Genomic DNA, 19,736 nt, shown 5'->3' on the forward strand with positions numbered 1-19,736 from the left:
CGCCGCCGAACTTCTTGGACAGCACGGTCGCGATCGCTGCCGTCAGCGTCGTCTTGCCGTGGTCAACGTGACCGATCGTGCCCACATTGACGTGCGGCTTGGTCCGTTCAAACTTGCCTTTTGCCATCTTGCGCTCCTGAGGCGAACCCGTTGAAACGAGTAGAAAAAGAGAAAATCTGTGGTGCCCTTGACGCGGATCGAACGCGTGACCTCTCCCTTACCAAGGGAGTGCTCTACCACTGAGCCACAAGGGCATCGGCACGGGTTTGACGCCAGAAACTGGCCGGCATACCGGTGTCGACGCTGATCAACCAAGCCACCCGAAATGGAGCGGGAAACGGGAATCGAACCCGTGTCATTAGCTTGGAAGGCTAAGGTTCTACCATTGAACTACTCCCGCCCTGGGAGCCCTGACCTCGACATGCAAACGCATGTTTTTGGTGGAGGAGGCTGGATTCGAACCAGCGTACGCAATGCGGGCAGATTTACAGTCTGCTGCCTTTAACCACTCGGCCACCCCTCCTGAGGCAAGCCCGCAACTATAGCACAGGGGCGACGAGGCGCAACAGACCCGGCAGAAGGGCGCGAATCCGCTCTGCCTGGAACTACATCAAAGAGCAACGCCCGCGGGACGCGGGAGCTGGTGGCCGCCAGAAAAGCACCGCCACAGCCACCGATTGCGCAAAACCACCCTGAGACCACCAGGAGTTCCGCGTCGACTCAGGTCACGACAAGCAGACACGCACCCCGCCGGCCGACCGCTCGCCGTCGCCCGCGCACAACAACAAGACTCGCAAAGTAGTACCAATCCAATACCAAATACAGCCGGAGATCCAGCCAATTCGGCGCAGCGCCCCTGTGAGAACAGCACTTGCGCCACGGCACCCGGGAAATCCCCCACGAAAAATTGGTAGCAAAGTGGCGTTATCAATCGCTACAGTGGCATCGCACTGGTTGGGCGTGCTCTTGAGGGCAAGCAAGGCAACAACCGGACCGAAGGTGGTATGCAAGGCACGCACAGCACATCGCCGCACCGATTTTTTGGCCACAACGAGGAACATTACATGAAGGTCAAGCAGACCCCCATCTCGCAGGCGGTGTTCATCGCTCTGCTCGGCGCCAGTGGCGCAGCCATGGCGCAGCAAGCGCCGGCCCCGCAGCAGTTGGACACGGTGACCATCACCGGTATCCGCGCCTCCCAGGAGAAGTCGCTGAGCGTCAAGCGCAATGCCGACGCCCACATCGACGTCATCTCGGCCGAAGACATCGGCAAGATGCCCGACAAGAACGTGGCCGACTCGCTGGCCCGAATCCCCGGCGTGACGGTACTGAACAGTCCCGCCGGTGGTTCAGGCGGCTTTGACGAACGTGACCGGGTTGGCCTGCGCGGCACGAATCCAAGCCTCACGCAAACGCTCGTTGATGGCCATGGCATCGCCAATGGCGACTGGTTCGTCCTGGATCAGACAGGCGCCGGCGTCGGCCGTAGCGTGAGCTTCTCGCTGCTGCCTTCGGAGTTGGTCAGCCGCGTGGAAGTGCGCAAAAGCTCCGAAGCCTCGTTGGTCGAAGGCGGCACGGCAGGTTCGGTCAACATCATCACTCGTCGTCCGCTGGATTTCTCCAAATCGCTGACCGCCGAAGTGGGCGTGGGTGCGGTCTATGCCGATCTGCCAAAGAAAACCGACCCTCAGCTGAACGCACTGCTCAATTTCCGCAACGAAGCTCGCACCTTCGGCGTGATGGTGCAAGCATTCTCCGAACAGCGCAGCCTGCGTCGCGACGGTGTGGAAGCACTGGGCTACATCAACAAGCTCGACGCGACCACGGCACCAGCCCTGGTCGCCGCGCGCCCAGACTTGAATGGTGTCTTCACGCCAGATCTGATCGGCTCGGCCCTCTTCACGCAGGAGCGCGAGCGCAAGGGCGGACTGATCCGCGCGCAGGTCAAGCCCAACGCAAATTTCGATCTGGTCCTCACGGCGTTCTCGTCGCAGATGGAAGCGGACAACTACAACCGCAACTACCTGATGGCACCTCGTGGCGGCTTGCTCAACACCGCCACCATCTCTGACTACGAGGTCAAGACCGACGGCAACGGCAACAAGACGCTGACGAAGGCCACGTTCAACTGGGCCACGCCGTCGACCGCCGGCTACTACGACATGATCAGCCGCAAGGCGTCTGCCGAAACCGGCTTCGTCAGCATGGACTCCCGGCTCAAGGTGAACGACTCGCTGACGTTCACGGCCAACGCCGGCACGTCGCGTGGCAAGGGCAAGACGCTCAGCCAGGACGTGGTTGAACTGGCGATCGTCACCTCGCGCGCCAGCTACGGGCTGAATGGCACGGACACCGCGCCCTCTTTCAGCTTCACCAACCCGACGACGCGGGCGGACTGGATCTTCGGCGCACAGAACGTGGTCGTGCACGACAAGGAGTCCTGGGCCCAGATCGATGGCGAGTACGAGCTCGACGCCGGCATGCTGAAGACGCTGAAGTTTGGCGCCCGCGGCGCTCAGCACAAGCGCTACACCGACCCCATCGTGGCCCAAGGCCCTGGCTGCGCCACCGGAACGCCATACCGCGTGTCCGGCTTCGACTGGAGCATGCCCAGCGCCTGCTCGGTGCCGGGTCCGAACGGCACGGCGGTCGACGCCCCGCAGAACTCGTTCTACACCCTGCCGGCATTCGGCGGCAGCTATCCCAGCAACTTCGGCAGCGGTCTGGGCAGCGGTTTCCCCACCAACATCCCGTTCATCACCGCGGATGCTCTTGCCGACTACAACCGCCGCGTGACCAACCGTGACCCGGTGGCGCGCCGCTGGGCGGAGCAGGAGTACTCGGTCAAAGAGAACACATCGGCAGCGTATGTGCAGGGCGCTCTGGAGGGCAACGGCTGGAGCGGCAATGTGGGTCTGCGTGCGGTTCGCACCAAGCAGAGCTCCAGCTCGTTCCGCGCAAGCCTCGCCGGTGAGACGCCGACCATCACCGGCTCGGCGTTTGGCAACTACACCGTCACCGCGTCTGACCTGACCTACACCGACTGGCTGCCCAGCGCCAGCGTGCGAATCGATGTGCGCAGCGACATCGTGGCGCGTCTGGCAGTGAACCGCACCATCACGCGTGCCGACTACACGGCGTTGTCCGGCTACACCGCCCTCAACAACACGGGCATGTTCCTGGACAACAACGTGGTGGGTGGCGGCACGGCCGGCAACCCCACGCTGAAGCCGGTCCGTTCGACCAACTTCGACGCCAACATCGAGTGGTACTTCGCTCCGCGTGCGTTCGTGTCGGCAGGCGCGTTCATGATGGACATGAGCAGCTACATCACCGACGGCACATTCCGCGCCAACTACCCCACGCTGCTGACCAACACGAACCAGGTTGGCGGCAACCCGCAGCTTGTGAATCGTGACTTCCTGGTGACCGGTCCGGTCAACAAGAAGGCGCGCGTCAAGGGGGTCGAGTTCGCTTTCGAAACGCCGATCGCGGCGAACTTCGGCGTGATGGCCAACTACACCTATGCGGACGGCGAAGACCAGGATGGCGGCGTCCTGCGCGGCAATGTCGAGAGCTCGTTCACTGTCGGTGGCTTCTTCGAGAACGATCGACTGTCGGCCCGGGTGAACTACAGCCATACCGACGACATCTTCGTCGGCAACGACCGCGGCACCCAGTATTTCCAGAAGGGCACGGGCGTGCTGTCTGCGTCGCTGGGCTACAAGTTCAGCGACAACTTCAGCGTGAGCCTGGACGGGCAGAATCTGAACGACCCCAAGCTGAAGTACTACGCCTCGGAAGTGCAGCCGCGCGCCATCTACAAGAATGGCCGCCAGTACTACCTCACCGCTCGCGTGAAGTTCTGACGCCATGCAGCCGGTCGCAATCTGCGACCAGCGCGAGGATCGGGGAACGTGGCGACACGTTCCCTTTTTTCTTTGGACCTTCCCATGCATGAGCAAGCCACGCTGATCGACCCCTTCGCCGCCGCGCGGCCCTTGGGCGGCAGCACGGATGCGCCGCCGCCGGTGGCCCATGTGTGCGTCGTCGGCGGCGGCACCGCGGGCTGGATGACGGCCCTCATGCTGGCCACCACTGCCTATGGGCCACGGCTCAAGGTGACAGTCGTCGAATCGCCGCAGGTGGCCACTGTCGGTGTCGGCGAAGGCTCGACGCCGTGGCTGCGGCGCTTCTTTGAAGTGCTGGGTATCGAAGAGGCGGAATGGATGCCCGCCTGCAATGCCACCTACAAGAGCGGGATCACGTTCGAAGGATGGTCGACGCGCCCCGGCTTCGAGCGCTATTTCCACCCGTTCGTGTCGATGCTGGACAACCTGACGATGCATCCGTTCGTCGACAACGTCCACGCGCGGTTGCAGGGTGCTGATGTCGATGCGCATCCCGACCGCTTCTTCCTGACGACCCGATTGGCGCGGCAAGCCAAGGGGCCGAGAGCGCACGACAACTTCCCCTTCGATGTCTGGTACGGCTATCACTTCGATGCCACGCTGCTCGGCCAGTTCCTGGCGCGCAAGGCCGCCGAACGCGGGGTCATCCACATGCAGCGCCATGTGGCGCAAGTGCTGCTCAAGGAAAACGGTGATGTCGATGCCCTGCGATTGAACGAGGGAGAGACGCTGCATGCAGACTTCTTCGTCGACTGCACCGGCTTTGCGTCATTGCTGACCGGCAAGGCTCTGGGCACCGCGTTCGTCGGATTCGGCGACAACCTGTTCAACGACGCCGCCGTCGCGCTGCCCACGCCATTGAACGGTCCGCTGGAGTCTCAGACCGTCTCCACCGCCTTGCGCCACGGATGGGCCTGGAAGATTCCGTTGACCCATCGCCAGGGCAACGGCTATGTCTACAGCAGCGCGCATTGCTCGGCCGACGCCGCCGAAACGGAACTGCGCCGCCATCTGGGCCTGCTGGACGCGGACATTCCCGCCCGCCACCTCAAGATGCGGGTGGGCCGGATGGAGAAGGTCTGGAACCGCAACTGTGTCGCCATCGGCCTGTCGCAGGGGTTCATCGAGCCCCTGGAAGCCACCGCCCTGCTCTACGTGCAGGTCACCGCGTCGATGCTCGTTGAGGTGTTGGAAAAGCGCGATCTCGGGCCCGGCGCGCAAGCGCAGTTCAACGAGGCGATGCGGCAACGCTTCGAGAACACGCGCGACTACATCGTCGCGCACTACAAAACCAACTCCCGAACGGACACCGACTACTGGCGCGCCAATGCGGAGAACATGCACCTGTCCGAGTCGCTGCAGGCGGTGCTGATGGCCTGGATGTCCCGCAAGCCGCTGGCGGCGGGCTTGAAGGCGGGCCGCTTCGGCCAGGGCTATCCCGTCGTGTCGTGGTACGCGCTGCTTGCCGGCATGGGCATCTTTCCCGACGCACAGGATCTGACGCCGCCCACTGCCGAGCAAGCCCGGCACGACCTGGCGGTGGTCGATGACTTCATTGCGCGCAGCGCCGGCAATTTCCCTGATCACCGCGAACTGCTTGCCAACATCCCACCGGGCAACAGCGGCAAGGCCCTGCAGATCTACGCCTGGTAGCCGCCTCTGGCGTCACGCCTGCGTCAACATCCCGATCAGCTCAAGGCGCAGGGCGGCATCGCGCTCCGCATCAATGGCACCGAACAGATGGCGCTGCGCTGGCGGGATGTGCGCCAGCCCCTCGCCGCGCGCGCCAAACACATAGTGGCCGAACAAGGCCCGCCAGCCCTCTCGCTCGCCGTCCGGCAGGTGGCGCAGGGCCAGCATGGCCAGCCGCAGCGCGGTCAGGTGGAGATCATCCGGGCGGCCCGGCGCGGCCAGCGGCCGCCACCAGTAGTTCATCAGGATGTTCAAGTGCGGCGCCAGCGCCTCGACCTGGTGGAACCACAGTGGCGGGATGTAGATCGCATCGCCCGGCGCCAGTTCGGCCACCATCGCCTGTTCGAGCGCCTGGACCAGCAACGGGAACTGCGCCGCGTCGGCCCGGTGCAGGTCGGGCACGACGGACATCGGCGCCGGCGTCGGCGCGTAGTCGGGCGGGCCAAGATACAGCAACGGCGCGCACTGCGGCGGCAGCAACGTGAAACGCCGCCGCCCGGCCGCGACGCAGGCGATGTTGTGCGAATCGTCGAAATGCGCCGGCACGGTCGCGCGGTTGCCGATCCAGATGCGCGGCGGCACGGCCGCGTCCAGCAGCGGCAGCGCATTGGCCTGCGCCAGGCCCGGCAAAGCCTCCGACACCAGCGCGCTCTGCGCCGCCAGGCTGGGCGGGTCAGGAAAATGGCTGTAGCGCCACAGCTGCTCGAACAAGGCGGCATAGGGCCGCTTGTCGCGCATGAAATTGAAGCCTTCGAGGCCAGCCTTGTAGCTGAAGGCCCGCGTGGGCTCGGGCTTGGCGAGCACGGCATCCACCGGCTGGCCGCCGTCAAAGCCCAGCAGGTATTGCAGGCAGGGCTCCAGGCCCGCGTGGCCCTGCGCCACCAGCGGCCAGTGCCCAACGGCGCCGCGCATCACGACCGGCTCGTAGGCCGGCACGACGTCGCACTCGAAGCGCTCGCGCGTGATGCCCTCGACTTCCTTCATCGGCTGCATATGAATTCCGTTCAGCGCCGCCGCGACAGCACGCCTTGCCAAGGCTGCGGGATGTGCCCGGCCGGGTCCTGCTCGCGCTGCACGACATAGTGCCCGAACATCGCCGCCCAGGCATCGCGCTGCGCCGTGGGCATGGTATTGAGCACCTGGATGGCCTGCAGCAGCGCATGGGCCGGCGCGGGCAGGTCCTTGGCAACGGCCACCGGCCACCAGTAGTTGATCAGCAGGTTGACCTTCTCCAGCGCCTCGACCTGGTGGAACCACAGTGGCGGGATGTAGACCGCGTCACCCGGCTCCAGCTCGGCGACCCATGCGGATGCGAGCGCCTCGCGATAGCGCGGATAGCGGTCCAGGTCGGGCGGGTCGGGGTGCACCACGGAGATGGGCGCGCCCGACGGCGTGTGCTCCAGCGGGCCGATGTAGAGATTGCCCACCTGCTGCGGGGGGAACAACGTGAAGCGGCGGCGCCCGGCCACCACGCAGGCCAGGTTGTAGGGGTGGTCGTGGTGCACCGGCACCGTCAGTGCATTGCCCAACCAGAAGTTGGGCACCACGCCCGGCAAGGCGCGCAGCAGGTTCTCGTCGAGGAAGCCAGGAATGACCTCGCTCACCTTGGCGCACTGCGCGGCAATGGACGGCACGCCGTCGAGGGGCAGGTAGGCTTGCAGGTGCCCGATGAACTCGGCCAGCGTCATGCGGGCCTTGACGAAGGCGAAGTCGGTCAGGCTGTCGTTGTAGCCCATGACGCCGCGCGACGCCGCGCGGGTCTTGGTTGCCATGACCTCCACGCCGCGGTCGAAACGCCGCAGGTAGTCGCAGATGCCAAGCGCCGCCGCACGCCCGGCGCGCACTGCGGGCCAGTCCGCCACCAGCCCCTTGAGCAGGACCGGCTCGGCGCGCTGCTCCAGCTCCGCCTTGAGCTTGGGATCGTCGGCCGCTGACCAGGTTTCAATCGGCTTCATGAGCGGCACCGGCGATCGGAGCGCCAGGGTTCACGGCTTCATCGTGTCCATGGCATCCAGGATCTGGCCATCGTCCTGACTCAGCTCCCAGGCAAACACCCCTGCCAGCCCCGCCTTCTTGGCAAACGCCACCTTGGCGCGCACGGCCCGCGGGTCGTCATAACCGACAAACCGACCGGCGCCCACCATCGCCCAGGACTGGCTGGCCTTGTCGAACTCCGGCTTCATGCCGGCCAGCTTGGCGATGTCCTTGAAGGCGACCGAGCCGTCTTCGTTCGGCCAGGGCCTGGCATAGCTGCTGTCGGCCTTCACGCCATCGAAGCCGCGGCCATACATGGCGACGCCCGCCACCATCTTGGCCGCCGGCACACCCTCGGCCTTGAGATCGGCAACCGACTTCTCCAGGCTGTCCGCGCCCGGCTTCGCACTGCGCAGCGCGGTGTGGTTGCCGGCCTTCTTGGTCCACGGGCCGGTGAAGTCGTAGGTCATCATGAAGACCAGGTCCAGCGACTTGGCGGCGCGGCCCATCGGCATGCGCACCAGCTGCTCCTTGGTCGTGTTGATCGCCACCGTCAGCGCGTAGTGGCGCTTGTTCTCGCGGCCCAGCGCGTCCAGGCCCGTGCGAAGGTCCTGCAGCAGCTGCACAAAGTACTCCCCATCGGCCGGGCTGCCGAGCTGCACGCCGTTGGATGCACCGTTGTTGCCGGGATGCTCCCAGTCGATGTCCAGGCCGTCAAAGCCGGGGTGGGCACGCAGCCAGTCGACAGACGACTTGACGAAGGCCTGTCGGCCCTGGGCCGTCGCAGCCAGGTGAAAGAAGGGGTCCGACCCGCCCCAGCCGCCGACCGATGCCAGCACCTGCACCTTGGGGTCGCGTGTCTTCAGCCGCTGGAAGGCGGCCGAGAAGACGTCCTGGTCGGCATGCGGCGCGATGCTGAAGGCCGGCCTGCCGGCACAGGCCGCGGCCTCCTGCTTGCGCTGGCCTTCGCCGCAGATCAGCAGGAAGGCGTAGAGGATGTGCGAGACGCGGCCGGGCTTCAATTGCTCGACGACGTCGACGCCGCGCTCGGCCAGGATGTAGGTGCCGACGACGGGCGCTGGCGCCTGCGCCTGGACCAGCGAGGCCGCCAGGGCCAACGCGAGAAGGATGCTCTTCTTCATAGATTGCACTCGCTCGTCAGGCCCACATCGGGCACGGTGTCTTGGCGGGCCACGCCCTGCTTGCGGAGCTGTTCGGCGCGGGCCTGCATGGCGTCGGCGCTGACGGTCTGGCCGGCCTGGTGCAGCACCCAGTCGACATCGAACTGGTAGTCGCGCGGCGCACCCGGCGTGGCCCCCGCCGAGATCCAGTGGTTGAAGCTGATCGCCATCGGCTTGGCGGGCACATTGCGGCCCGTGTGCTCGCCGATCAATCGGCCATTGACGAAGTGGCGCGTGCGCGTCGCCTCGACCTGCACGGTCAGCAACTGCCAGCCATCGAAGCTGCCCGGCAGGATGGACGCCTGATTGAAGGACTGCCAGGGGTCGATGCGCACGGTCTGCCAGCTGACGCCGTACAGCCGCGTGTCCGGGCTGCCCCAGCCGCCATGCGGCAGGTACTCGAAGTCGACCTCGCTGAAATCGGGGTCGTAGTCGTGCTTGAGCGGGCTGGCGAGGTAGAGGCTCTGGATGATGGGGTCGCGCGAACCGGGCGTGTCGCGCAGGCGCACACGCGCCGTCGTCGTGCCGATGAGGAACTTGCGCGCCGCGCAGAGCTGGGCCAGCGTCGTGTTGGCCGGCGTGCCGTCGGTGGTGAGCTTCAGCTTCAGCAGGCCGCCGTCCAGCGTCAGCTGGCTGGGCGAGAAGCGCGCGCCCGGCAAGCCCGGGTGGCCGGTGCCGTCGCGCAGCACCCAGCCGCTGGCGCGCAATGCGTCGAGGTCTTTCTGCGCGAAGTCGTCGAAGAACTCGCCGGTGGCGAAAGCAGGTGCGGCGGCCAGCGCCAGCAGCGTCAGTGCGAACTTCATGCCGGCACCGCCTCGGTTTGGGCAGCGGCGCGCGGCATCGGCACCCACAGCAGCAGCAGCAGGGCCGGCACGCCGCAGACCAGCGTCCACAGGAAGAAGTTCTGGTAGCCCATCGCCACCTGCACATCGCCGCTGATGGTCTTGCTGAGGATGAAGCCCAGCTGCATCACGCCCGAGCCGAGCGCGTAGTGCGCGGTCTGGAAGCGCCCCGGCGCCACCACCTGCATGATGTAGAGGATCATGCCGACGAAGCCGAAGCCATAACCCGCCATCTCCAGGCCAATGGCGGCGCCGATGGTCCAGATCGAGGTGGGCATGGCCAGGCTCAGGCCCCAGAACACGGCGTTGGGAATCGCCATCGCAATCACCAGCACCGGCATCGCGCGCTTGAGGCCCAGCCACGACGTGAAGTAGCCGCCGACGATGGAGCCGACGAGAAAGGCCGCCGTGCCCACCGTGCCATAGACGCCGCCGACCTGTTCGCCCGTCAGGCCCAGGCCGCCCTTGTCACGCGCCTCGATGAGGAACAGCGGGCCGATGGTCTGCACCTGACCTTCCGCGAGGCGGAACAGCACGATGAAGACGACCATCTTCCAGATGCCCGGCTTCTTCAGGAAGTCGGCCACGATCTCCGGCAGCTTGACCGGCTCGCTGGACACGCGCTGCGGGTTGGGCAGCGCCTTGGCGTTCCAGGCCGCCAGCAGCGCCAGCAAGCCGGCGAGCAGCGCGAAGATCACGCTCCAGGCGTTGAACACACCCATACTGGTCTCCAGCCGCCCGGCCAGCACCATCAGGCCGCCCAGCGTCAGGAACTTGGATGCGTTGAAGAAAGCGCCCTGCCAGCCCGCGTACGCCGCCTGGCGCTTCGCGTCCAGGGCGCCCATGTAGAGGCCGTCGCACGCGATGTCGTGCGTGGCCGAGGCATAGGCCAGGAAGAACAGCACCGCGATGCTGAGCGCAAAGAAGTTGCTGGCCTGCAGCGCCAGCGCCAGCAGCCCGAGGCCGACGGCGCCGCTGAACTGCATGGCCACGACAACCATCTTCTTGCTGCGCGCCAGCTCCACCAGCGGGCTCCACAGCGGCTTAAAGGCCCAGGCCAAGCCGATGAGGCCGGTCCAGCGCGCGATCTGGTCGTTGGCCACGCCCATCTGCTTGAACATCAGGCCGGCGATCAGCATGACGACGAAGAACTGCAGCCCCTGCACGAAGTAGAGGCTGGGGATCCAGCGCATCGGATTGGAGGTCTTGGCGTCCATCACTGCAGCCCCGCCGGCGCACGGCCGCCTGCTGTAGCGCGGCCTTCCAGCCACGCCTTGATGCCCGCCAGCGCACCCGGCGCAAAGCCCCAGCTCAACAGCGTCGGGCCGGCAACGTCGAGGGCCTGATACGGGTTCCACAGCGACAGGTGAAGGTCGGGCCGCCACTCGGACGCGGCCAGGCCATAGCGGGCCCGCCGCGTGGACACCAACACATTCATGCGGCCATCGCGCGGCACCGTCGTCCAGTCCAGCTGGGCGATGTCGTCGACCATCTGCACCTGCGCATCCCTGAACCCGTCGAACAGCGCGACGGCCTGGCGGCCGGTCGGGCCGGCCTCCGACACCATGTCGGTCGGCACGTCGCCCTGCACGATGACGCGGATGGGCGCGTCCAGCGCCGGTGGCTTGGCACCGCGCAGCGCCGTCAGGCCCGCAGCCCAGGCCTCCGCCATCAGCGCATGGTCGGCCTCGCGGGCGGCGCGGTCATCGACGACACGGGCCGGGTAGGCGGCGGCCAGTTTGTCCAACCGCGCATTCGCGACCTCGCCCTGCTCCGGCGTCAGCCTGCCGCTGCCGAAGGCGTCGCGCAGCGCGTTGATGGCCACCAGCTGCTCGGCCGGCGACCCTTGCGCCAGCACCATGTCGGCACCGGCCTCGATGGCCATGACGGCGCTCTTGGCATAGCCGAAGCGCTCGGCCACGGCCTTCATCATCAGCGCGTCGGTGATGACGACGCCGTCATAGCCCCAGTCCTGGCGCAGGATGCCGCCGATGAGCTGCGGTGACAGCGTGGCCGGCCGGTCGGGGTCGATCTGCGGATAGACGATGTGGGCCGTCATCATGGCCGGCGCCTGCGAAGCCAGTGCCTTGAACGGCGCCAGCTCCAACGCATTCAGCTCGGCGCGCGACTTGTCGACGGTCGGCAGCGCATGGTGCGAGTCCACATGCGTGTCGCCATGGCCAGGGAAGTGCTTGACGCAGCAGGCCACGCCCTCGCGCAGCGACCCGCGCATCCACGCCGCCGCCAGGCGGCTGACCTCGACCGGGTCGTTGGAGAAGCTGCGCTCGCCGATGACCGGGTTGGACGGGTTGTTGTTGACGTCCAGCACCGGCGCGAAGTTCCAGTTGATGCCGAGCGACTTGAGGCCCCTCGCCACCGCTGCGCCGACGGCTTCGGCGCGGTCGGCGTCACCGCTGGCGCCCAGCGCCATCGCTGACGGCGGCTGCGGCAGGAAGGTCACGCGAACGACGGCGCCGCCCTCCTGGTCGATGCCGATCAGCGCCTCGGGGCCGAGCACCTCAATGAGGTCGCGCATCAGCGCCCTCACCTCGTCCTCCGTGCCGATGTTCTTGCGGAACAGGCAGACGGAGCGGATCTTCTGCTCGCGCAGGAAGCTCGCAGTCTCCGCGTCCAAGGACTGGCCTGGAATGTCGACCATCACGAGACGGCCAGGATCGAAGGTGCTCATGGCGGCGTCTCAGTGTGTTTTGGTGACCTTGGCCAGATTCGGCGGCACATCGGGGTTGAAGCCCCGCGCACGCGCCAGCGCCTCGACCATCGGATAGAAGCTTTGCACCAGGGCGATGGGGTCGAGGTCCTCGTTGCCCGTCGTGACCAGTGGCAGCTCCGCGCCCGGGGTGCCCAGTGGCGCGGCCAGCAGCACGCGACCGCCGCGCGAACGCATCTCTTCGGCAATCGCCAGCAGGCCGGCCTGGGCCGGGCCGCGCGGCGCGAAGATGAGCAGCGGATAGCCGTCGCGCACCAGCGCCATCGGGCCGTGCTTGACCTCGGCGCCGGAGAAGGCTTCGGCCTGGATGCCGCAGGTTTCCTTCAGCTTCAGCGCCGCTTCCATCGCCACGGCCAGGCCCGTTCCCCGGCCCAGCACGAAGAGGCGCTCGGCGCCTTGCAGCACCGGCAGTGCAGCAGTCCAGTCGAGCTTGCTTGCCTGCGCCAGCGCCGTGGGCAGCACGTTCAATGCGGCGCGCAGCGCGTCGTCCTGCTGCCAGGCCGCCACGACCCGTGCACCGGCCACCAGCTGGGCGATGTAGCTCTTGGTCGCGGCCACGCTCTTCTCGGGGCCGGCGTGCAGCTCGAACACATGCTCCGCCGCAGCCGCCAATGGCGAGCCGCTGGCATTGACGAAAGCGACCGTGCGCGCGCCGCCGTCACGAAAGAACTGCGTCGGCGCGATCAGGTCGGGGCTCTGGCCCGACTGCGAGAAAGCCATCGACAGCAGGCCCTCGCAATGGATGCGGCTCTGGTAGAGCGTGATCAGCGACATCGGCAGCGACGTGACCAGCCGGCCCAGGCGCGCCATGACGAGGTAGGCCAGGTAGTGGGCCGCATGGTCGGAGCTGCCGCGCGCAATCGTCAGCACGCTGGTGGGCGGCACCTCCTGCAGCGCCTGGCCCAGGCGGGCGTAACTCAGCGGGTCGGCGGCCAGCTGGCGGGCCACCGCGTCCGGCGCACTCAGCGCTTCTTCAAGCATCAGCGATGACATCGATCTCTTCACTTTCAACAAACACGCGCCGCAGGTTCAAGGCGGCATCCATCACGACCACATCCGCCCAGGCCCCGGCGGCGAGGCGCCCGCGGTCCGCCAGCCCCAGGTACTCGGCCGCAGCGGTCGACACGCGCCGCGCGGCGTCCACCAGGTCCAGGCCCAGCACTTGCACGAGATTGCGCAGCGCCTGGTCCATCGTCAGCGCGCTGCCGGCCAGCGTGCCATCGGCCAGGCGCACGCCGCCCAGGCACTTCTGCACGGTGTATTCACCCAGGCGGTATTCGCCATCGGGCATGCCGGCGGCGGCCGTCGAGTCGGTCACGCAGAACAGGCCGGGGATGCAGCGCAGCGCGACGCGGATGGCGCCGGGGTGCACATGCAGCAGGTCGGGAATCAGCTCGGCATGCTGGCCGTGGGCCAGCGCCGCGCCGACCATGCCGGGCTCGCGATGGTGCAGGCCCGTCATGGCATTGAAGAGATGGGTGAAGCCCGCCGCGCCCGCCTGCAGCGCGGCCACGCCGTCGTCATAGCTGCCGGCGCTGTGGCCGATCTGCACGCGGATGCCGGCGTCCCGCAGCGGACCGATCAGCGCGAGGTGGCCCGTCATCTCGGGCGCGATGGTCAACACCTTGATGGGCGCGAACTCGCCCAGCCGCTGCACTTCTTGCAGCGTCGCCGGGATCGCATGCGCCGGCTGCGCGCCGAGGCGGTCGGGGCTGATGTAGGGGCCTTCCAGATGCACGCCGAGCACACGCGCCGATTGCGCGCCGCGCTCGCGGCAGACCCCGCCGAGCGCCTTCAGCGCCGCCTCGATCTCGCCGACGGGCGCGGTCATCGTCGTGGCGAGCAGCGCCGTCGTGCCGTGGCGGGCGTGGCGGCGGGCAATCGTCGTGATCGCATCGCCGCCTTCCATCGTGTCGCGGCCACCACCGCCGTGCACATGGGTGTCGATGAAGCCGGGCAGCAGGATCGGTCGGCCGCCTTCACCGGCCCGCGCGGCGTCAACCGGCGTGCCGACGACGGCAGTGATGCGGCCCTGCCCGATGTCGAGGTGGCCGCGGAGCACGCCGTCGGGCGTGACGATGTCGCCTTCGAGTTTCATCAGTCCCTGCGCATCTCGGCGACGAAGTCGTAGTAGTCACTGCGGCAGTACGAATGCGTCAGCTCCACCGCCTGGCCCGAGGCCAGATATCCGACCCGGGTGATGAACAGGACGGCGGCACCTAACGGCACCTCCAGCAGACTGGCCAACTTGGCATCCGCGTTGAGCGCGCGGATGTGCTGAAGGGCGCGCACCGGCGCGCGCTCCCCCAGGTGGGTGTAGAGCGAGGCCTCGACCTTCTGCGGATCGGGCAACACCGACTGCGGCAGCACGCTGACTTCATAGGCCATGACGACCGAGTCCGCCAGGCGCAGGCGCTCCAGCCGTGCGACGCGCTCGCCGCTCTTGAGTTCCAGCGACAGCTGCTCGTCGGGTGCGGCGGGGCTGAAGCCACGCAGCAGCCAGCGCGAGCTGGGCACGAAGCCGCGCTGGTGCAGCTCTTCGGAGAAGCTGGTCAGGCGCGTCAGCGGCTGCTCCAGCTTGGGCGCGATGTAGTTGCCCGAGCCGCGCTTGCGGATGATCAGGCCCTGCTCGACGAGGCGGTCGATGGCCTTGCGCGCGGTGACGCGCGACAGCTCCAGCTGCTCGGCCAGCACGCGCTCGCTCGGCAGGGCCTCGTCTGCATGGAAGATGCCCTCGCGGATGGCCTGCGCAAGGCTTTGCGCCAGTTGCATATACAGGGGCGACGCCGCGTTGGGATCGGGCTTGAAATCGAAATGGTTCATGCAGTCATCGTCTCTTGTTGGATCAGCCAGAGCGCGCCGATGACCGGCTCGCCCTGGGGCTCGACACGGCGCGACTGCAAGGCCGGGCTGAGCCGCGGTGCCAGGCGCAATGCGATGCTGCCGGCCAGGGCCAGTGGCAAGCTCGGATGCAGCGCGGCAGCCAACGCATCGAGCGCCCGCGCGGCCTGATCCAGCAGCGCGGCGGCAGCGGGGTCGTCGGCTTCGTGCTCGAAGACCAAGGGCGCGAGGCTGGCATAGCCGCCCTGCCCGGCCTGCGCACAAAAGCCCAGCAATTCAGCTCGCGTGCTGCCAGCCTGACGCCAGACCGACTGCACCAGCGGGCCTGCCGCGGCGCGGCTGTCGTAGGCGGCCTGGGCCAGCTTCATCGCCTGCTGACCCAGCCAGGCGCCACTGCCTTCGTCACCGATCTGCCAGCCCCAGCCACCCACCATGCGGCGGCTGCAATCGGGCATCAATGCCTCGGCGACCGAGCCGGTGCCCGAGATCATCAGCGCCCCGGGCCGCCCACCATGGGCACCCAGCAAGGCAACCAGGCCGTCGGTGACCAGGGTGAAGCGTGCGACGCCCGGGTCGGCGGCGACAAAGGCTTTCAGCTGGGCGGGCACGCCCGTGCCGGACAGGCCGAGGCCAATCGCACAATCCTTGAGGTCCAGCCCAGGCACTTCAGCGCGGCCGACAGCCTCGGCGACGTGACGCCAGGCCTGCTCCGCGCCCTGCCCTAGTGCGGAGGCGCCGGCCTCACCGCGGCCGACGATGCGGCCCTGCGCGTCTGCCACCACGGCGCGCGTCGAGGTACCGCCACCATCGACGCCGACCCACCAGCGCACGGGCCGGCCAGAGTCGCGGGAGGTCAGCAGATTGGGATTGAGCGAGAGCGGCATGATCGACGGGGTTCAGTCGATACCACTCTAATACCAACCTACATGCTCGTCAATTGGTTTTAAACTGGTCTCTGCCCGCTCGCGTAAGCTGCGGGCTGCCCCTTTTCTGGGTCGGGGTGGCTCGGCATCGACAAGAATACCAGTGAGAAACCAACCAGCATCCGCCGTGTTCATCCTCCAACCCGCTGCCAGCGAAACCTTGGCCGACCTGCTGACGCGCATCTCGCGCGTGGCGCACCGCCATCCGCTGGCTGCCGACAGACTGCTCGAAGCGCTGAGCGTAAACGCTTTCACGGCCGGTGACACCGCCGCCGGCGTGGACGCGCTGTATGCCCGCTTCGGCCTGCTGGAGCCGCGTGGTAGCGCGCTCGAATTGCTGCCCGCGCTCGAACAAGCTGGCGCGCTTGCTGCGGCGGGCCACTTCCCCGTGCAGGCGGCGCGTGTCTGCGAGGCGCTCGGCCGCATTGCCTATCAGCAAGGTGAATATCAGCTCGCCAGCGAGCAATGGTCGCGCGCGCTCGACCTTGCCGAGGTCAGCGGCCATCTGCAGACCGGCGTGGCCGCGCGCATCGGCCTGGGCCAGATCCATTACGCGCATGCCGACTGGGCGCGCGGCCTGCGCCAGATGCGCGACGCCGGCGAGCATCTGGCAGGTGCGGATGACAGCTATCTGGCCGCCAAGCTGGCCCTGAACATCGGCGTCGGCAGCTTCGAGACCGGCGACCTGCCGGCGGCCGAGCGCCATTTCAGCCACGGCCTGGCGGCAGCGCGGCGCGGCGCCCATCGCGTCTTCGAGGCCGAGGCGCACTGGCACCTGGCGCGCGCAGCACTCGCCCGCCAGCGCATGGATTGGGCGGTGGCCGATTGCCGCCTGGCGCTGGACATCGCGGCCCGCCACGGTTACCCCTGGCTGGAGGCGGCCGCCAGCCGCACCTGGACCGAGATCGCGCTGGCTCGCGGCGACAACGCTGCCGCCGTGCGCTCGACCCGGCATGGCCTGGCGCTGGCTCAGCGCATCCAGTCGCGCGCTCAGGCGCGCCAGGCGCATCTGCAACTCGCGCAACTGCTGCAGGAAGAAGGCGATGCGGCCGCGGCGCTGGACCACCTCTGGCAACACCTGGCCCTCCAATCAGAAATCGAACGCCTGAGCCTCCCGGCGCGCACGACCTTGGCCGGACCGCCGGCCGAGGAAGGCGGCGCGCCCGTGACGCCCGAGGAGTTGCTACTGCACCTGTGCGGCCAACGCCAGCGGCTGGCCTCGGCACCGCCGCCGGAGGCCCTGGCCGAGCTGAAGGCCGCGAGCGCCCGCATCCTGGGCCTGGCGAGCGTCCTCCGCTGGCCGCTGGGCCAGGGCGGCCTGAGCACCGATGAGCATCCGCGCTATGTCGACCTGCTGACCCGCCACGGCGCGCCGTTGGCCCTGCCGGACGCGGCGCTGCACCCCTGCCACGCGGAGCTGGCCGCCCTGTCCGGCGCGGCCCAGGCGCGCATCGAGGTGCCGCTCTATGACGGCGCCCAGCTGGCCGGCGCGCTGTGGCTCGTGGATGCCCGCGCCACACGGGCCTGGACGCGCCAGGAGCTGCTGATCGCCAGCCAGCTGGCCCTGCTCGTTGAAGCCCAGGGAAGCTAAAGGCCGCGCATGCGGCCTTCGCGCCGCGGCGCCTCGCGCACCAATTCGCTGATCAACGCCGCCTCGGGCAGATTGGCCCAGAAGCGCACCGGCATCTCCTTCTTCATCATGGCCACCTTGAGGCGGGCCGGGTTAAAGATGCTGCGGTAATAGGTCAGCCACAAAGCTTCGCCAGCGTCCTCGGGTGGTGCGTCCTCGCGGCTGGCGGAGCCGGCGCCGGTGAGGCGCTGGCCATCCCAGTGCAGGCAACCGAGCGGCGTCAGGATGGCCCAAGGGTGCTGGGCGAAGCGGCGCACGAAGAAGGGGGCGACGGCGCGCAGCACATGGTGGGCCGGCTCGAACCAGGCCACATGGCGCCGGCCGCCGGCGGCATCGGCGTCCACCACCTCGCGGAAACGCACAAAGGCATGGGTCTTGTGGATTTCACGGTCCACCTGCCGCGCCAGGGACTGCAAGCGGCGGCGGTCCGGGTCGAGCACATCCGCCCAGAGCCCTGGCTCGCATTGCAGGCGGCGCGCAAAGGCGAGCAGGCGGGCGTAGCGCGTGTCGTCGGCATGCATGGCGACGCGGCGGCCGAGGTTGTCCCAACCGTCAGGCGGCAACCAGGCTTGCGGGCTGATTTCGACAGCCTCGCTGAACAGCGCTGCCTGCGCGCCCACGTCATGCGTCCAACTTGCATCGCCGCCGGCCAGCAGCGTGGGGAGCTGCTCGGCAAAGCCCGCCCAGTCCGACGGGTGGCGCAACGGCAGCTTCATCAGAACAAGGCCGCCTGCTGCGGCTGCGCCGCAGGCCGCGCGAGCATCTGCACGTCCGTCGCCCGCGGGCGATGGTCGATGGCGACCAGGAAGGGCAGCGCTCGCTTGGCAGCCGGACCGAGGGCGAGCAGATCCGCACGGCGCAGGCGGCGGCGCAGGCGCGCGGCCAACAGCTTGTCGACCGAGCCGACGCCCAGGCCCGGCACGCGCAGCAGCTGCTCGCGCGGCGCGCGGTCGACGTCCAGCGGAAAGCTGGCCGGATGCGCGAGCGCCCACGCCAGCTTGGGGTCATGCTGCAGCGACAGGAAGCCCGCCTCGGTGACGATCTCGTCCGCGCCGAAACCATAGAAGCGCATCAGCCAGTCGGCCTGGTAGAGCCGGTGCTCGCGCATCAGCGGCGCGGCCTGCGGCGGCAGCGCGGCGCTGGCATGCGGGATGGGGCTGTAGGCCGAGTAGTAGACGCGCCGCAGCCCCTGGCCGCGGTAGAGGCGGTGGGAGAGCTGCAGCACGGCGCGGTCGTCCGACGCGTCGGCGCCGACGATGAGCTGGGTGCTCTGGCCGGCCGGCGCGAATGGCGGCGGCTTGGCGGTGCGCGCATTCGCGCCTGGCAATGCGCGCACCGTCTCGGCCTCGCGCCTGGCTTCCTTCGCGGCCTGCAGGCGCAGGTGGATGCGCGACATGGTGCGCTCGATGCCGTCGGCGTTCTTCTCTGGCGCCAGCTGCTTGAGGCTGGCCGCGCTGGGCAGCTCCACATTGATCGACAGCCGGTCCGCATAGCGCCCCGCGCGCTCGACCAGTTCGGGCGCGGCATCGGGAATCGTCTTCAAGTGGATATAGCCCTTGAAGTGCTCCTGCTCGCGCAGCCGCCGCGCCACCTCGATGGCCTGCTCCATCGTGTAGTCGGGCGTGCGGATGATGCCGCTGGACAGGAACAGGCCCTCGATGACGTTGCGGCGGTAGAAGGACAGCGTCAGCTGCACGATCTCGTCGATGGAAAAACGCGCGCGGCGCACGTCGCTGGACTTGCGGTTGATGCAGTAGAGGCAGTCGTACACGCACCAGTTGGTCAGCAGCACCTTCAGCAGCGAGACGCAGCGGCCGTCGGGCGTGAAGGCGTGGCAAATGCCGGCGCCCGTCGTCGAGCCGATGCCGTGCCCGTCGCGGGAGTCGCGTTTGTCGCCGCCGCTGCTGGCGCAGGAGGCGTCGTACTTCGCGGCGTCAGCCAGCACGGCGAGCTTGTCGTTTACGTCCATGGCGATACTGTATACAAATACAGGGTTGTCGCGCTGTATCGGCTG

Annotated in this window: 16 protein-coding genes and 3 tRNA genes; 3 read left to right on the top strand and 16 right to left on the bottom strand. The window is 67.9% G+C overall.

Annotated elements, in window-relative coordinates; genetic code table 11:
- The 4 genes from ASC81_RS09310 to ASC81_RS09325 form a co-directional block, all read right to left on the bottom strand.
- On the bottom strand, positions 1-127 hold a 127-nt coding region (locus ASC81_RS09310; RefSeq protein ID WP_229427325.1), incomplete at its 3' end, for a GTP-binding protein.
- Between the two features lie 52 nt (positions 128-179).
- A tRNA-Thr gene (locus ASC81_RS09315) sits at positions 180-254 on the bottom strand.
- Positions 255-326: 72 nt separating this feature from the next.
- Positions 327-400 (bottom strand) — tRNA-Gly (locus tag ASC81_RS09320).
- A 38-nt stretch (positions 401-438) separates the two neighbouring features.
- A tRNA-Tyr gene (locus tag ASC81_RS09325) sits at positions 439-523 on the bottom strand.
- 541 nt (positions 524-1,064) lie between these two features.
- Here ASC81_RS09325 and ASC81_RS09330 point away from each other — a divergent pair.
- Entirely contained in the window at positions 1,065-3,869 is a 2,805-nt protein-coding gene (locus ASC81_RS09330) for a TonB-dependent receptor (RefSeq protein WP_082536406.1), read from the top strand.
- Positions 3,870-3,953: 84 nt separating this feature from the next.
- On the top strand, positions 3,954-5,564 hold the full coding sequence (locus ASC81_RS09335) for a tryptophan halogenase family protein (RefSeq protein ID WP_082536404.1): 1,611 nt from the start codon (positions 3,954-3,956) through the stop codon (positions 5,562-5,564).
- 12 nt (positions 5,565-5,576) lie between these two features.
- Here ASC81_RS09335 and ASC81_RS09340 read toward each other — a convergent pair whose 3' ends face one another.
- From ASC81_RS09340 to ASC81_RS09385, 10 genes are read right to left on the bottom strand one after another with little or no spacing between them, the layout of a single operon-like run.
- Entirely contained in the window at positions 5,577-6,596 is a 1,020-nt protein-coding gene (locus ASC81_RS09340) for a cupin-like domain-containing protein (RefSeq protein WP_056265703.1), read from the bottom strand.
- 11 nt (positions 6,597-6,607) lie between these two features.
- Positions 6,608-7,558, bottom strand: a complete 951-nt coding sequence (locus tag ASC81_RS09345) for a cupin-like domain-containing protein (RefSeq protein ID WP_156391957.1) — start codon at positions 7,556-7,558, stop codon at positions 6,608-6,610.
- Positions 7,559-7,588: 30 nt separating this feature from the next.
- Positions 7,589-8,719: a glycoside hydrolase family 18 protein gene (locus ASC81_RS27365; RefSeq protein WP_056265709.1), complete on the bottom strand. Its 1,131-nt coding sequence runs from the start codon at positions 8,717-8,719 to the stop codon at positions 7,589-7,591.
- Positions 8,716-9,561: a glycoside hydrolase family 16 protein gene (locus ASC81_RS27370; RefSeq protein WP_056265711.1), complete on the bottom strand. Its 846-nt coding sequence runs from the start codon at positions 9,559-9,561 to the stop codon at positions 8,716-8,718. Before ASC81_RS27370 ends, ASC81_RS27365 begins: the two co-directional genes overlap by 4 nt.
- Positions 9,558-10,817 (bottom strand): MFS transporter, encoded by a 1,260-nt coding sequence (locus ASC81_RS09360; protein ID WP_056265714.1) that lies wholly within the window; start codon positions 10,815-10,817, stop codon positions 9,558-9,560. Before ASC81_RS09360 ends, ASC81_RS27370 begins: the two co-directional genes overlap by 4 nt.
- Complete coding sequence (nagZ, locus tag ASC81_RS09365; protein WP_056265716.1) at positions 10,817-12,289, bottom strand: beta-N-acetylhexosaminidase; 1,473 nt, start codon at positions 12,287-12,289, stop codon at positions 10,817-10,819. The genes ASC81_RS09360 and nagZ overlap by 1 nt, the downstream gene beginning before the upstream one ends.
- A 9-nt stretch (positions 12,290-12,298) precedes the next feature.
- Positions 12,299-13,321 (bottom strand): SIS domain-containing protein, encoded by a 1,023-nt coding sequence (locus ASC81_RS09370; protein WP_200946767.1) that lies wholly within the window; start codon positions 13,319-13,321, stop codon positions 12,299-12,301.
- Complete coding sequence (gene nagA / locus ASC81_RS09375) at positions 13,302-14,426, bottom strand: N-acetylglucosamine-6-phosphate deacetylase (RefSeq protein WP_056265718.1); 1,125 nt, start codon at positions 14,424-14,426, stop codon at positions 13,302-13,304. The genes ASC81_RS09370 and nagA overlap by 20 nt, the downstream gene beginning before the upstream one ends.
- Positions 14,426-15,151: a GntR family transcriptional regulator gene (locus ASC81_RS09380; protein WP_056265721.1), complete on the bottom strand. Its 726-nt coding sequence runs from the start codon at positions 15,149-15,151 to the stop codon at positions 14,426-14,428. The genes nagA and ASC81_RS09380 overlap by 1 nt, the downstream gene beginning before the upstream one ends.
- Positions 15,148-16,053 (bottom strand): BadF/BadG/BcrA/BcrD ATPase family protein, encoded by a 906-nt coding sequence (locus ASC81_RS09385; RefSeq protein ID WP_056265724.1) that lies wholly within the window; start codon positions 16,051-16,053, stop codon positions 15,148-15,150. The genes ASC81_RS09380 and ASC81_RS09385 overlap by 4 nt, the downstream gene beginning before the upstream one ends.
- Positions 16,054-16,219: 166 nt before the next feature.
- Here ASC81_RS09385 and ASC81_RS09390 point away from each other — a divergent pair, with 166 nt between their 5' ends.
- Positions 16,220-17,683, top strand: coding sequence for a GAF domain-containing protein (locus tag ASC81_RS09390; RefSeq protein WP_056265727.1), 1,464 nt, complete (start codon positions 16,220-16,222; stop codon positions 17,681-17,683).
- On the opposite strand, the gene ASC81_RS09395 is transcribed toward ASC81_RS09390, so the two are convergent.
- Positions 17,680-18,438: a TIGR03915 family putative DNA repair protein gene (locus ASC81_RS09395; protein WP_056265730.1), complete on the bottom strand. Its 759-nt coding sequence runs from the start codon at positions 18,436-18,438 to the stop codon at positions 17,680-17,682. The genes ASC81_RS09390 and ASC81_RS09395 overlap by 4 nt on opposite strands.
- The gene (locus ASC81_RS09400) at positions 18,438-19,691 is read right to left on the bottom strand and encodes a putative DNA modification/repair radical SAM protein (protein ID WP_056265733.1); all 1,254 of its coding nucleotides are present in this window, start codon (positions 19,689-19,691) and stop codon (positions 18,438-18,440) included. Before ASC81_RS09400 ends, ASC81_RS09395 begins: the two co-directional genes overlap by 1 nt.
- Positions 19,692-19,736 lie beyond the last annotated feature (45 nt).

The organism is Pelomonas sp. Root405 (assembly GCF_001425165.1).
Classification (GTDB): Bacteria; Pseudomonadota; Gammaproteobacteria; order Burkholderiales; family Burkholderiaceae_C; genus Pelomonas.